Here is a 14,724-nt window from a genome sequence, read left to right on the forward strand (position 1 = left end):
AATTTCCCGAATTACGGCGTATGTCGGCAGTTCGTGTGTTCCCGCTGTGGGATTTCGACGGGGCACACGACGCGACACCGCAACGGAGCTGGCCGGCGGTTACGTGTCCGGCAACCTTCGCGCCATCGCGCGTGAAGCTATCGGCACGACAACAGCAGCGACTGAAACTCCCTGACCGCCTCCGGATACTCCACAGACACGTCGTGAACATTCCAGACGTCTTCCGGCTTGGCATACAGAGCCACAGGACGGTCGCTTCCGCCGCGAGACTTCGATTCCACCAAATCCGTCCGGTGCTGGACGAACAGGAATTCCGCATTGCGAATCGCCAGGGATTCCGCAGTTTCAATCACCAGGCAGCGTCCTGCGAATTCGCGCGGAGAATTCAGGATACGAAGCAGACTGACCGGGCTGACGGAAGAATTTCCGGCATCCGGCGGTGAAAGCGTCAATGCATCGGCCAGTGTCGGCGCCAGGTCGAAGCTGCCGGTGATTGTCTGCACGCGGCGAGCGTCTCGGGTGCCGGTCATGAGCAGCAGCGGAACCCGGATCGCGGCTTCCGGCAACAGCGTCTCAAACCGGCCGAGATCCGGCGCCGTCAGTCCGCAGCACGCTGTCAGAATCAGAATGTCGTGCTGACGGCACAGCGATTCCGCCTCCGAGACAGCCCTGCCGATGTACTCGCGGACGCCGAACCCTGACGATTCGTCCGTGTCCGGCATTTGGACGTGAAGCCATGCCAGTGCCGCATCCGCAAGCCGCCGACGGTCGGCTTCCGAAAGGAACTCGTCACCGGCCGGCGACGACGCTGTCAACACCAGCCTTTGCGCGTTGTCCAGCACATGCGTGTCGCCGAATACGTCACGCGGCTCAGCAACAGCAGGCCGCTGCAGATAGTGATTCTCGAACACGACTGACTTCATCGCCAGCCGATCCAGAACGCCGATCGATTCCGGGGGATTCCCGCCGAAGCATGCGGCGCAGTTTAACGGCAGAAAATCAAACGTCAGCAGGCGCACCCGGGCCGCGCTAGTCATCCAGCAGCGTCCTCAGGCGAATCAGTTCCGGCGTGAACGACGAAGCCACGTGGTCCAGACTTTCACGTTCGGGAGTATCGCATTTCTTCAGTTCCGGACGAACGGACTGCCAGGCGGTGACCACCTGATCGCACTCGCGCTGCAGGCGATTGCGGTCTCGATTGGCCAGCAGCGACTGTTCCAGATCGTGACACTGACTGACCACGGCTTGTGCTCTGGCGACCAGCGATCGGTCGTGTTCACCAGGACGTGACTGCCAGCGCTGAATGGCGGTGACCAGATGTTCGGCCAGGTTTTCCAGCGACGCGGCGCTCTGCACCAGAGCGTTGCGGTCAAAGCTGAGCGTGATTCCCAGAGTTTCCCGCAGAGCCTGCAAAGACTGGCTGACCGTGCGGATCTGCGTCTGCGCGCGAACGTCCCGAACCGGCTGCAGGTAGTACGACAACAGCTTCCACGATTCATCCGCATAAACCCAGGCCTCCGCGATGACCTGCGGGTTTTCGTCTCGATGAATCACATCGTCCAGGTTCTGCAGCGAACCGTAAGCGGCGTCAGCGGCTGCGGCGATTGATTCGCTGTCGGGAAGATTCATCATCTGTTCCAGCGTGATCGTCCGGAACAGTTCCGACATTTCCGTGTCGGCGTCGTGAACCAGGTGCAGCAGCAGGTTCTTGTCCAGACTGACCGGCAGTCGCAGGATCTGGTGCAGCGTGCGCAGAGTTTCCTGAATTCGCTGAGTGCTGCGAACGACCGAATGATCGGTATAGCGTCGCAACTGGTCCTGCATCGCGGTCCAGTCGTCATTGAGCGACTTGAATTCCGCCACGGCGGTCGGCAGTGGAACGCCGCTGGAAATCAGTCCGGCGAAATAATCGGCCTTCTGGCGCAGCCGCCGCATTCCGGGAGCCAGGCCGCGGCCGACTCCCGGTGGCGGAGCGGCACGATCCAGTTCATCGTCAAGATCCCGCAGATAGGCCGTCAGCACATACGCGGAACGGCTGAGTTCCTGCACGTCGAACTGCTCCTGAATTCCCAGCAGCGAACAGTATTGTCCATCGAGCTGATCAATTCGCTGCAGCAGATTTCCCGCGTCGGCGCTCAGGCCGCGACACTGATGAAGCTGGTGCGACAGGGTCTGCCAGTCACTGTTGAGTCCGCGAAATCCGTCCAGCAGCAGTCGATGATCATTCTGAACATCCGCCTGCTGTTTCAGAGCGGTCGCCGCAGCCTGGAACCGGATCGCGTCCGGAAGGCGCTGACGAATTTCGATACTGCGTCGCGATTCATTGTTCAGCAGCGCTGCCAGAGTCGCACTTTCCTGGGCGACGGATCCGATGATCGGCCGCAGTTGCTGCATCTCCGACGTCAGTTGGGGTCTTCCCTGCGGTGGACGAAGCGAGTCGCGGGGAGCACCCCGGCGATTTGACCGTTCAAGCTGCGACTCAATCAGTGCCCGCAGCAGGCCTTTCGCCACGTCTTCACCGCTCTGAGCCACCGCCACCGCAGGACTCAGCGCCCCCAGCACAACAAGAAGACACAAAGTCGCTGACTTCAACCCGCGCCGCTGCGATCTTCGTGGAGACGCCAAAGCCGCGAATCCGGCCAGACGACAGTTTCGCTGACGACTCCGCAGGAACAATCCGAGCGACGACGAGGTCCCGGAAAGCTGCGACGTGATCGGCCGCTGAACAATCCACTTCATTTTTCCACTCCTGTTTGCGCCAAAGCCCGTCACGGCAGCATAACAACGTGCGACGTGAAGCGCCACGGCGAATTGCGACAGACCCCTGCCGAACCGATCGGAATTCGTTCGCCGCTTGCTCCCGGCACTTGCTGGATGTGGCGACTCTGACCTCAGCGCAAGGCCATGTGCGGACGACCCGACGTTCCCGTGCCGGAAACTGCCCTGGTAGCCGCAGGCCCCGGATGTCGCGAACTGTTCAGGGACTCGACTTCGGGCCGCGGAGCAGTGCGCAACCCTTTCCGTCGTGGACGATCCTATCCAATCGCAATCCACCAACTCTGATCTGCGTGCTGCTGGTGAGTCACGTGCATCGATCGTCCTGACTCGCCGCCGACAAGCTGCCAGTTCATTGGCAGAACTTCGCTGTCAAGTCGAGAGGATGCTTCGAATGTCGACTTTGCAATCGCGATCATTTCGCTGCCGTTGTTGCGATACAGCGTCAGTGTCCAGGGATCGCGATCGATGACCAGCAGTTCTCGGGTCCGGACCCTGGCATAGAACGGCAGCTTTTCCGGAATGCGGTCGCCTTCGCTGGTGATCTCGATTCCGAAATCCGGGCCGCCGAACCAGAAGCTGCCGCAATTCTCAGCACAGGTCTCGTTCAGAAACACGGCTACATCGGGAACGCGATAATTGTCCTTCCAGTTGGTTCGTCTGTCGCTGACGTTGACGCCTGGGCGAGTCTGGCCCAGCTTCTGCCAATCGATCGTGAGTCCCAGGATCATTGTCAACTCCTTGACCAGAAACTGGTGTTCGTCATTCGGCCAGGCTGCCATCACGTAGACTCCGTCCCAGACTTCGTCAAATTTGTCGCCACCCCAGGTTCGGCGTCTGGAGATCAAATCCTGTTCCAGATCGGGATCAGTGATCAGTGTTGGCATGAGCGTGGCCTTCGAGGCGGTTGGCGGGTATGTCCGTCAGTCCGCACACCGGAACGATTGTCCTACGAGTTCTTCGGGAAGATGTCGGCGACGGAGATTTCCAGGCCAGGCAGGATGTCGCCGCCGGAAAGAATCTGATTGACGTTGAACGATTCCGGCTGTTGGTCAGGACGATGCACCTGGACAGTTCGGAACACGGGATCGACAACCCAGACCAGTGGCACGCCGGTGTCCAGGTACTCCACAACCTTGTCGTGAATATCTTCCATCCTGTCGGATGGCGACAGAATCTCCACGGCCAGCAGCGGTGGTCCGTCGATCAATGTTGTCTCATTGGTTTGTCGCGCCATCACGTCTGCGGAAAAGAACGCCACGTCGATGCCGACCGTGGAATCCGGATCGCGTCGCAGGATCGTGCCGACTTCGCCCGAATGAACTTCACCGCAGGGTTTCGCCAGCCCGACCAGCCAGTTATTCAGCAGGTAACTCAATTTCGATTCTGCGTAGGTATGAAACCGATTGCGTCTTGTCATTGGTCTTTCCGTTAGCCGGCCGCGAATCAGCTCACGGTCCATACCGTCATCGGGCATGGCCAGCAGGTCGGCGGTGGTCAGCAGAGGCGATTCAACGGTGCTCATGAAGCGTTCTCCCGGAAGAAGCAGCGATCCGGATCGGGGTCTGTGGCAATGGTACTCGCTTCGTCGGTGATCGTCACGAGGATTCGACGTTCCGCGGCGGACGGCTGTTCGATCAGGTCAGGTCCACAATCTTTTCATGCACGACGCCGCGCATGTCCATTTCGAATTCGATGTCGACAATCGGCGGTCGTGTGTAAAACCAGTGAACTCCGCGGCTGCGTGTCGCCGGAAGCTTGGACAGCAGGACGTCATCAAGCAGCGGACGAAGGCTGTGCGCCGTGTAGACGTCGATGGCGGTCAATAGTTCGCTGGTTCCGCCCAGTGCTGCCATTCGCGAATTCATGATCTGCGCGACGCATTCCGTTTTTTCGATCATCGCGTCGGGGCTGGTCTCGCCGACTCGCACAATGCGCCGTTCCGACAGTTCGCCGTCCGGCAGTTCGCCGCCGCCGGCAACCACGAATGTCGGTCGAGTGACCGACGACGACCGCGCATACGAAAACGCGAACAGCACAGGCTGCGCTGGAGGGTCGGCCACGGGTGCCACATTTGTGCGAGCCACCGGATTGACACCGTCGACCATCATGTCGCGTTCAATCAGTAGTTGGCGGTAGTCGTTGTTGAAGTCGACAAATCCCTGCAGCGAATACGGCATCGGGCACCTCAGTTCCACAGCGCACAGGCTGTGATCGCCGAGATGATTTGACGCCAGGTAGCCGAATGCAGCCACCAGCCCGTCGTGCCACGGCCGCGGATTCTGCAGCGTGACGTGAACAATCTCGAACCCCGGCATCGCCGAGACACCACATGAGTACGGCGCGATTCCAGGAAGAAACCGGTATCCTCCGCGTTCATTGGATTTCAGAACATCTGCCATCTGAGCCCCCTTCGGTACGCCACATGGATCAATCACAAATCGAAGCAATGTTGCGGCAATCGCTGAGCGACGGCAAGTTGTCGCGAGCCGAAAAGTCCGCGCTGAAGGCGATTCTCACTTCCGACGCCGATACGCTGCATGAGCGTGATCTGCTGCGAAACCGCGCGTTTGAAATTGCTCGCTCGTCGCTACTGAGTCCGGAACCCAAAAAAGCCATTGACTGGCTGGAAGACGTCACCGGCATTCTGCTGCAGGCCGAACGACCGTCCGCCGGCCAGTCGGGCAAGCCGATCAGCGAAGTCCACTTCAGCCCCGGCGACGACTGCCGCCTGCGCATCCAGGAACTGCTGCGTCTGTCGAAGGCAACCGTCGATATCTGCGTTTTTACCATCACTGACGACCGCATCACCGACGCGATCATCGGTGCCGCGTCACGAGGAGTGAAGATTCGGGTCATCAGCGACGACGATAAGTCACGGGATCTCGGAAGTGACATGCAGCGTCTGAAAGGGGCTGGCATTCCGGTGCGAGTCGACACGACTCCCGACCACATGCATCACAAATTCGCCGTGTTCGACGAAAGAATCGCTCTGTCTGGCAGCTACAACTGGACACGTTCCGCCGCTGAACACAATGAGGAGAATATCGTCGTCACAAATGACGCCAAGATCGTGCAGGCGTTCCAAAAGCAGTTCAGCCGACTCTGGCCGCGGATGAAGCCGATGAATTGAATTAAACCGAAAGGTGGAGGGTTTCACGGGCCGCGATGTGCGAAGCGGCGGTCGAACTGGCGAGCCGGAGTTCGCTTGAATCACACCGAGGTCAGTGAATCGACCACGGCGTCCTGCGAAAAGATGCAGTCCGTCAGCGGTCCGGTGCTGTCGCCGAACGATGTTTCCGGAATGCCCATCGCGTGCAGAATGCTGAGGTACAGGTTGCACAGCGGCGTCTCATCACGGCGCCAATAGGTTCCGTGGTTGAGGCCCATGTTCGAGCCGCCGGCAATCAGTGTCGGAAGGTTCGTCGGGTTGTGAGTCGTACTGGCTCCACTGCCGAAGAGTACGATGGTGTTTTCCAGGACTGTCGCCTGCTGATCGGAATAGCTCTGCAGCCGTTCCAGAAATCCGGCGATCTGCTGGCTGAGAAACAGGTCGAACTTCGCGAACTGAAGCTGACCGTCCGGATCACCGGCATGTGACAGATTGTGATGAGTTCTGGACAGGCCGAGTTTCAATGGAAACGTGTCGCTGATCCCCATGCCGTCTTCCCGGTTCAGCATGAAGGCCACGGATCGTGTGATATCGGCATCGAACGCCAGCGCGATCAGGTCGAACATGTTGCGATAGTATTCCGCCGGTTCGCCTTCTGTCGTGACATCCAGCTTCAGGTGTGAGAAGTCCTGTTGTTTCAGCGGAATGTCGATCCAGCGTTCCGACGCCTCCAGACGCTGTTCAATCTCATTCAGTGATGTCAGGTACTGATCCAGCTTTTCGCGATCTGACCTTCCAAGCTGCTGATTCAGTGACCGCGAGTTTTCCAGAACCGCATCGACCAGCCGGATTCGCTTCTTCAGCCGGTCGCGTTGTTCGATGTTGGAATCCCGGTTGCTGCGAAACAGGCGATCGAAGACGCGCCGAGGACTGTTTTCCGCGGGAATCGGGCGACCGTCGAGGTTGTAGGAAATCGTCCCGGTCCGCGACAGAAAGCCCACACCGGCATCAATCGACAGCACCAGCGACGGCTGCCGGCAGAACGCCTTGGTGTGCTGAGCGATCACCTGATCGAGTGACACAGAGTTGTATGTTCCCGGTTTCGGGTTATGCAGCGGTGCTCCTGTCAGCCACATATCCGAACAGACATGGGGATCCGCTTTGGTTCCATTCGGATGGAACAGCCCGCCAAGAAAACTGACTTGTCGGCGAAAGGGAGCGAACGGTTCCGTCGATCTTCCGAACACGAAATCACGTCCGGTCGTCTTAGGAAACCAGCTCCATTCGTCGATGCCGTTCTTCGGATCCGGCAGACACATTCCGTTTGCCGTGTACAGCGCGCAAAACCGCTTCGGATCGGAAACCGCCGCGTCGTGCGCGAACAGTTCCAGTCTCGGAAGCGCCAGCGACGCGCCGGCGATTCCCTGCAGCACTCGACGACGGGGAAACTTCGCTGAAAAGTTCATGTATCAGGCTCCGAATGTTCGTACCTACTTCTTCAGAAACAAATCGCTGTGGATGACAAACCGAAGCAAGTCCTGCGTTCGATATCCGTCCGTCTTCAGCCGCAATACGTCTTCCTTCAGACGTTCGATTTCGTGATATCTCAGGCTGCGGCCGATGGCGTAACAACTCAGGTGCTTCGCAAAGCTGAAGGCTACCTGATCCATCCTGTCGGCGGCGAGATAGGATTTCAAGGCGTTGACGTCGGCAATCTTCGTGCCGTCCGGAAGCGTCGAACGTGTATCGGTTGGCTGACGTTTGAGACGACCGGCGGCATCGTAGGATTCGAACGGCACGCCCCACGGGTCGATGTTGGAATGGCATTTCACGCAGCCTTCCTGATTGCGATGACGTTCCAGCCGCTCGCGCAGTGTCAATTGTGATCCGTCGTCGTTCATCAGCTCCGGAACGTTGGGTGGAGGGTCGTCGGGAGGTTCCGCAATGATTTTTCGAGCCAGCCAGGCTCCGCGTTTGACGGGGTTGGATTCACGCCCATCCGACAACCCGGCCAGAATTCCCGCCTGACTGAGAATGCCGCCCAGAGACTCGTCCCGGTGCTCAATGGCCACGAACTTCATTCCCGATTCCGGCCGGATCGTCAGGTCGTAGTAACCGGCAACCGCGTCGTTGACCATGACGAAGTCGGATCGAACGATGTTGCTGAGCGGCAGATTTTCGGCAATCAGATGCTTCAGAAAGTGAACCGGCTCTTCACGAAGCTGCGTTTTCATGTCGCGTCAACAGCGGGAACGCCGACGGATCGACCTCCAGAACGTCCAGCTTCTCAAGACTCAGCCACTCCGACGTGAACTCGCTCAGAAATTCACCAAACCGCGAATCGGCAATCATGCGGTCCACCTGCGCATCGAGCGATTCATGCAGCCGACCGCGATCCGCAAGTTCAAGCAGTTCGTGATCCGGCGACGTATTCCACAGGAAGTAAGACAACCGCGATGCCAGTTCCCAGCCGTCCAGATCTTCGGCGGCGGGACTGTGGCTTTGGTCGATCAGAAACAGAAACTGCGGCGATGTCAGGACCACCGTCAGCGCATTTCTGATGGCAAGCTGAAAGTCGCCGGATTCGGCAAAGGAGGTTTTCCAGACGTTGAAGATCAACGATTCCTCGTCATCGGTCACCGGTCGCCGCCAGGCTCGCGTCGTGAACGATCGAATGATTTCGCGAGCGTATTCCGGCGACCCGTCCGGCGCGTCCGATTCCACGAAGATGCCGCGATGAGTTTCCGGCGGCCAGCTTTCGTACCACGGTCCTTCGAACTCCACGGAATGAATTCGAAGACGCGGCATGGCGCGTCCGTCGGTGTATTCGCTGCGAACTCCGATCTCACGAACGCCGGCCAGGTAGTTGAGATTGCCGTCCTCCACAACCGGGGCCGGAAAATCATTGATCGCTCCCTGAAATACGAATTCCGCGGGCTCCGACGACACAACAGGCTGCGGCGTTCCGACAGGATTCAGTGTGCTGCCGCAGTCACGGCGCAGTCCCAAATGAACACCCACCAGCGGCGTCCGTTTTTCGAATGCAGAAAACTGCCGGGCGGCGTCGCTGGCGTCGTCGACACGACCGAAAACAACGCTGTGGATCGATGTCGCATCTTCATCGCCTGCAGCGCGGAACGACAGCGGCCCCTGTCCAAGCCGAACCAGCATCAGCGGCTGTGCGGTTGAACCGCCCTCAACGGGTTTTGAAAAACGACGATTGCCCAATTGCAGTCGAAGTGTGTCGCCGGAATCATCCACCACGAACTGCAGATCCACCTGATAAATACCCGGTTGTGGAATCGTCACGCTTCCGTCCCCGGAATCCGGCACGTCAGCGACGACGACCGTCTCATCTTCGGCCGCGTCAAGCTGCGGCGCATTCGCTTCGAGCAGCATGCCGTCGTCGTACCGCGAGGCCCGAACTGTTACACGAAAGTTCCCCTCATCCGGCAGTTCCCGGAGAGAGATCTTGAAGTTCGCCATCGGGCCGTAGGTGCTCGATTTTCCGAACAGCTCCGAACTGGGAATCGCAGGACGCAGCAGCAGGCCGTCCGGAACAACCTGGTAAGCTTCTCCCAGCGGATAGCCGTGGCTGCCTCGCATGCAGGCGAACACGGAATGATTCAGTCCCTCAAAAGTTCTCATACCGCGAACGGTGTCGTTGCCGGCGTAACCTTCAATGAACTCCCACGACTTCCGCATTTCGAATGGCTTGAAGGCGAACGGCTTCGCGGGGACAAGTTCCGTGACCGTGAAGTCGTCATTGTCCAGCAGCAGGTTGTCGGCCCCGAGAATCAGGCTGTCGGGGCACGGATCTCGATTGATGGCTTCGCCGAGATCCATTCGAAAATTCTGAACCACGGGCCGTTCATCTTCCCTGACGATACACAGCTCCAGCGATCGTTCGGCGATTTCAAAGTAGTACTCCATCTGGAGCGGCGACAGCACCATGACGTTTCCGTTGTTGCTGAAACCGTCGCGAGAAACGCCGTCGGGCGGCAGGACACCGGAGAGATTTTCTTCCAGATGCAACAGGTCACGAAGTGTGTTGCGGTATTGCCGAACGGTCAGCCGTCTCACGGAACCGTTCACCTGATTGTCGCGAGCGCGCGATCGATTCAGCGCCTGCCGAATCCAGGAAGTCAAAACCTGCCGCTCGCCGTCTGACGGCTGCGACTCGTCTTCCGGCGGCATCGTCCCGTCGCCAACGCGTTCAAGGATTTCCTTCCACAGAAACAACTGCCGATCGTCGAGCGAATCGTCGAGCACGTCCACCCGAATACCGGATTTCATCGTGGTTTCACCGTGACATTCGACGCAGTACTTCGCGAGCAATGGCCGGACCTGCTGCTCGAATGCTTCGTCTTCATCCTGCACGGCCACATTGTTCGTCGGCGAGGATTCTGCGGACGGCTGTGCCGGAACAGATTCCGCCCGGATCGCGATACACAGCGCTGGCAGCAGCGGAAGGACGCGGCGCAGGCATTTCGACAGTCGACAGGCTGTCATCATTCGTCGTATCCGGTGGGATTTGTGGCGGGGACAGCAAACGCAGTAGGCGGGTGGCGATGCCGGGAATGTCACGTTGCGGAACAACCGGATTCGCCGGGACACGGGCCATCGAAGAGAGCCGCCTGTGCCGCGACCGCGCCGATGTTCCGGTGAGTGTTCCGACGCCGACGGAACCCGCCATGTGTTTTGGCTTCGGAGGGTGGCGATTGCAAGCGAATTCGCAGGCAGGACGGCACAGGGTGACCGTGCCGCCGTCTTCGGGCAAGTCTTGCTGCGCTTGCCGCGGAACTGGTGCTTCGTCAGCCGAGTATTGGTGGATGGGAAGATTGCTGTCATTGGGCGCGATTCGGGAGGTCAACGCTCCTGCCGAGCCACGTGTGCCACAGGACGTCCATCGCAGCAGCGGATCGGCGGGAGCGTCGCCCTCCCAAATGTCCGATCGCAGATTTTCACTCGTCAAATGACGCCTGGCAGACCGCTGGCGGCGATGAAATCTCCGTCGGACAGGCTGCTGCGTGACGGGTCAGGCGATTTCGACTTCGAAATCGCTCAACCTTGAGAATCTTTTGGCGGAAATCGGTCGTGATTTTGGCTTCTCCGATTGAGCCGCCTGATGTCTTCCGGCCGCTTCGAAAAACATCGCCGGGTCCTTAGCGGGGGTTCGGCGCTGGTAGCTGTTGGAAGAATTTTGCGCGGCGTCAGAGTGTTCCGTCACGGACGGGACAGCGCGTCTTGAAACCGAGGTTTGCTGAGGAGTCGAAGTGATGTTCAGGTATACCAGGTATGGGTTACTTTTTGTTGCGATCGCGATCGTTGCCGGATCGGCACTGTGGCAGCCGGTGACGGCGTCGCGGCAGTCGGGCCGCAGAAACACGGCGGTTGCGTGTTCGATCGATGTCGTGGTCGAGACGCGAGCGCAGGACGGCACAATTCTGAGCACAGAAAGCTATGTTCGGGACTTTGTTGTCAGCGAAACCGAAGCCTTCGTGGACGACTTTTCCACGCGGATTCGATTCAAGGAGTTCAGCGCGTCACTGCAAAGAGTTAACGGCGAGATCGTGGTTGCCGTCGATTGGTTCGCGGACATCTCGACATTCAATGCAGTCGACTTTAGCACCGCTCTGGTACTCGGCAACGGTCGCAATTCCGGTGAGATCGCAGCGACCCACAAGTTCTACTCAACACCGGGACTTACAACGACGCGTTACATTCTGTCCGGCACACGCATGTAGCCGGAATCGGAACGACAAGCGAAGATTCACAAACACTGCGCGGACGCATGCCGCACCGCGCAGTGCTTTCGCTTTCCTGAGCCCGCCGGATGCGCGGGACGTAAGTCCTTCGGTCCAGGCGCGGCGATGGCCGGTCGAGTCTCGTCGGCGAAGTGCTATGCAGCGCGATTCTGAGCCGCGGGAGCTGACGGTGCCGGCTGCTGCAGTCGTTTCCGGCGAGCGCCGATGGAAAGAAACGCCGGCAACAGCACCAGGTCCCCCGCCAGGGCTGCGATCAGCAGGCAGAACATCAGCAGGCCGAATCGCATGGTCGGCCGAAACGGAGACAGTCCCAGAGCCAGCAGGCCGGTCCCGGAAATGATCGCGGACGAAATGATCGGCAATCCGGTCTGCAGCACGGCATGCCGCACGGCTCGGTATCGACAACCGTGATCGCAGACAACGCTGCGGTAGCTGAACAGAAAGTGGAACGTGCCGTCGACGGCCAGCCCCAGAGCGATGCTGGCGGTCATCATGATGCCGATGTCGATGGGATAGTTGCACCAGCCCAGAATCCCGAACACCAGCAGGATGGGCGTCAGGTTGGGAATCATCGCGATCAGACCGGCGCCGACGGAACGCAGAGCTACGATCATGACAATCGTGATCAGCACGAATGCCGAGGCGAAGCTCTTCCAGAAGCCGTCAAAAATGTCGCCCTGAGCCTGCTCCAGCAATGGACCCATGCCGGTAAACGTGACGGGAAACTCGGCACAGCGTTCTCGCAGACTGTCCACGGTACGTCGCAGCACCTTCGGGGAATCGTCCCGCAGACGAATCGACACGCGCCACAAGCGGCTTCCGTCGGCAAGCAGGCTGCCTGTGGACCCGCTGCCCGACGAGCCCGCCATCAGCCGCGCGGGAGAAAACGTCTGCTCCGTAATCTCCGCCGGAAAGAAGTCGGCCAGTGACAGCGTGTGGCACACGTTTTCATCATCGCTGAGCAGACTCTCCAGACGACGAATGTCGCGGAGCCGTTCAACGAAAGACGATTCCGTCTGGCCGAAATCAACCACCGCTTCGATGGACGTCGGGCTGGTCAGCGTTTCCTTGACCAGCAGTGTGTCTTTCAGCACCGGATCCTGGCTGGGCAGAAATTCCAGCGGATCGATCAGCGACTTCAGCTTGTAGACGCCGATGGAACACACCAGCGTGATCGTGATGCCCGGAACCAGCACTCGCCACGGATGATTGACGACAAACATCGCAAACCGTTCCAGCCGCGTCTGCAGGCCCTTCTGCCGGGACGGGTCATAGCGGACGGCAACCAGAATCGCGGGAGTCACGAAGACGCCGATCAGAAACGAATACACCGTTCCATAAGCGGCCGCGATGGCAAACTGCGGAATCGGTCCAATGTCGGAAACCGCAAGGCTCAGCAGACCGATCACGGTGGTTCCGGTGGCAAACAGACTCGGACGAATCACGGCCTGCAGTGCCCGCCCGATACCCTCCGCGCGGTGAATTTCACGACGATAGTGGCCGATGTAGTGGATCGCCGCTGCCGTCGTGAAGACCATCACCATCACGGGCAGCGATCCCATGATGAAATTCATCTGCTGACCGGAAGCCCAGACCGTCGCCAGGGTCAGTTCGATGCTCAGGATATTAGTGACCATCAGAGCGCCGGAAGTCTTCCAGCAGCCGATGTTCAGATGCAGCAGCACGAAGCAGATGAACAGCGTCAGCGCGAACAGGCTCATGCTGTTTTCCCGGCTGCCCAGGTGGTCGAGCTGCGTTGCCACAACGGGACCACCGGCCAGGACCGCGTTCTCAAGCTGGCAGTAGCTGATCTGATCGCGAATGGCCTGAACCGACGCGCCCCGCTGAGCAACTCCGTCACGGTCCAGAACGACCAGCAGTGTTTCCAGATCGCCGCCGGGAGTCGCCACCAGATGCAGCAGGCGTTCCGCGGCCACGTCCGATTCGACGTCGTTCGCGAACATCATTTCCAGAATCTGCTGACGCGTCCAGCACGTGCGGACGCCGTGCAGTCCTCCCACACGCGAAGCCAGAGCGGTCAGTCGCTGTGAGTCGGGAAACGGCTTCTCAAAGGCGATCAGGATCGTTTCGTCGACACCGAATGTGCGGCAGAAACTGTCATAATCGATGCGGACCTGGCTGTGGCGCGGAAGCCAGGTTTCGATGTTGTTGTCCGACTTTACCCGCTCACCCAGCAGCGTCAGCACCGGTAGCGCGACAATGCAGAAAATCAGCAAAGTCAGCGAATGACGCCTATAAAATCCCGAAACCATACAATCGCGCCGGCAGAGAACCTGAGTGATGTGTTCTTTCCAACGCTATCGAATGTCGGTCAGGGCGGGCGTGATCCGTATCAGCGATTCGGCAGAGTGTGCCGGAAGTTTCGGCGCTGTACACGGGCGCTGCCGACAGATCCCGAACGTCAAGGTTTCGCGCGAGAAACCGCAGGGCTTTCCTGGTCGCGCTGACGGTGACCGCCAACACAGACCGTTTGAACGGGACAACACCTCAGCACGCCGGGGCAAAGTCAGATGCCTGCGGGACGCGACGCAATCCGCCGGAAACGCCGAAGTTCGGTCGCTGCCCGCTGTCGTGACGAGCACGGGAACTCCCGTCACTCAGCCTTCGCTGACGGCAGGAAGCGGCCGCCGCTCATGAACATGCCGTTATCGCAGGGCGTGCACCATTCGATCTGCACTTCGTACTGAAACTCGCGAGTTTCACTGGCCATGCGGACCGTTGCGTTGCCGGGAGACACCGAGCCGCGATGCAGCAGCCCGATTCCGGTACGGCTGATTTCCCTGGTCATCGCGGAAATCGTGTTACCGCGGCGAGTCTTAATCTCGGCCGGAACCGATAGCTCTAGTCGCTCGTTGGCCCTCATGTTCGTCACATCGGGCTTGCCGATGCTTTCCAGCACCTGGCGAAGATCGTCCATTGTCGGTCGGCTGAAGGGATCCTGCATCACTGACTCCGAAGTCTTTTGCCCGCCGCGTCGCCCGAATGGCATGTTCGGATCGCGCAGTCCTGGAAAGCTGGTTCAATGCTGAGATTCTAGTCCCGGTTTCC

The 14,724-nt window shown here is 59.3% G+C and carries 11 protein-coding genes and 1 pseudogene; 2 read left to right on the forward strand and 10 right to left on the reverse strand.

The genetic code is table 11. The features are described from left to right. Positions 1 to 137 precede the first annotated feature (137 nt). From R3C19_04185 to R3C19_04205, 5 genes are all read right to left on the reverse strand, one after another. The gene (locus R3C19_04185; protein MEZ6059542.1) at positions 138 to 1,037 is read right to left on the reverse strand and encodes a hypothetical protein; all 900 of its coding nucleotides are present in this window, start codon (positions 1,035 to 1,037) and stop codon (positions 138 to 140) included. Further along, entirely contained in the window at positions 1,030 to 2,739 is a 1,710-nt protein-coding gene (locus tag R3C19_04190) for a hypothetical protein (GenBank protein ID MEZ6059543.1), read from the reverse strand. Before R3C19_04190 ends, R3C19_04185 begins: the two co-directional genes overlap by 8 nt. Positions 2,740 to 3,035: 296 nt before the next feature. Then, a complete protein-coding gene (locus R3C19_04195) occupies positions 3,036 to 3,662 on the reverse strand; it encodes a Uma2 family endonuclease (protein ID MEZ6059544.1) in 627 nt (208 codons plus the stop codon). A 62-nt stretch (positions 3,663 to 3,724) separates the two neighbouring features. Next, positions 3,725 to 4,300, reverse strand: coding sequence for a Uma2 family endonuclease (locus R3C19_04200; GenBank protein MEZ6059545.1), 576 nt, complete (start codon positions 4,298 to 4,300; stop codon positions 3,725 to 3,727). 112 nt (positions 4,301 to 4,412) lie between these two features. Continuing rightward, positions 4,413 to 5,177 carry a hypothetical protein gene (locus tag R3C19_04205; protein MEZ6059546.1) on the reverse strand — a complete coding sequence of 255 codons (765 nt, stop codon included), beginning with the start codon at positions 5,175 to 5,177 and terminating at the stop codon, positions 4,413 to 4,415. Between the two features lie 23 nt (positions 5,178 to 5,200). Between R3C19_04205 and R3C19_04210 the strand changes: the two genes are divergently transcribed. Further along, entirely contained in the window at positions 5,201 to 5,908 is a 708-nt protein-coding gene (locus R3C19_04210; protein ID MEZ6059547.1) for a phospholipase D-like domain-containing protein, read from the forward strand. Between the two features lie 80 nt (positions 5,909 to 5,988). Here the strand turns inward: R3C19_04210 and R3C19_04215 are convergent, their stop codons facing one another. From R3C19_04215 to R3C19_04225, 3 genes and pseudogenes are all read right to left on the reverse strand, one after another. Beyond that, a complete protein-coding gene (locus tag R3C19_04215; GenBank protein ID MEZ6059548.1) occupies positions 5,989 to 7,353 on the reverse strand; it encodes a DUF1552 domain-containing protein in 1,365 nt (454 codons plus the stop codon). A 24-nt stretch (positions 7,354 to 7,377) separates the two neighbouring features. Further along, positions 7,378 to 8,025, reverse strand: coding sequence for a DUF1588 domain-containing protein (locus R3C19_04220; protein ID MEZ6059549.1), 648 nt, complete (start codon positions 8,023 to 8,025; stop codon positions 7,378 to 7,380). Positions 8,026 to 8,049: 24 nt separating this feature from the next. Then, positions 8,050 to 10,738 (reverse strand): annotated as a pseudogene (locus R3C19_04225) (DUF1592 domain-containing protein). Positions 10,739 to 11,166: 428 nt separating this feature from the next. Between R3C19_04225 and R3C19_04230 the strand changes: the two are divergent. Continuing rightward, positions 11,167 to 11,634, forward strand: coding sequence for a hypothetical protein (locus tag R3C19_04230; GenBank protein ID MEZ6059550.1), 468 nt, complete (start codon positions 11,167 to 11,169; stop codon positions 11,632 to 11,634). Positions 11,635 to 11,789: 155 nt separating this feature from the next. Here R3C19_04230 and R3C19_04235 read toward each other — a convergent pair whose 3' ends face one another. Both R3C19_04235 and R3C19_04240 read right to left on the reverse strand, forming a co-directional pair. Then, complete coding sequence (locus R3C19_04235) at positions 11,790 to 13,928, reverse strand: MMPL family transporter (GenBank protein MEZ6059551.1); 2,139 nt, start codon at positions 13,926 to 13,928, stop codon at positions 11,790 to 11,792. Positions 13,929 to 14,269: 341 nt separating this feature from the next. Continuing rightward, complete coding sequence (locus tag R3C19_04240; GenBank protein MEZ6059552.1) at positions 14,270 to 14,620, reverse strand: PilZ domain-containing protein; 351 nt, start codon at positions 14,618 to 14,620, stop codon at positions 14,270 to 14,272. Positions 14,621 to 14,724: the final 104 nt, after the last annotated feature.

Source organism: Planctomycetaceae bacterium (genome assembly GCA_041398785.1).
GTDB lineage: Bacteria > Planctomycetota > Planctomycetia > Planctomycetales > Planctomycetaceae > JAWKUA01.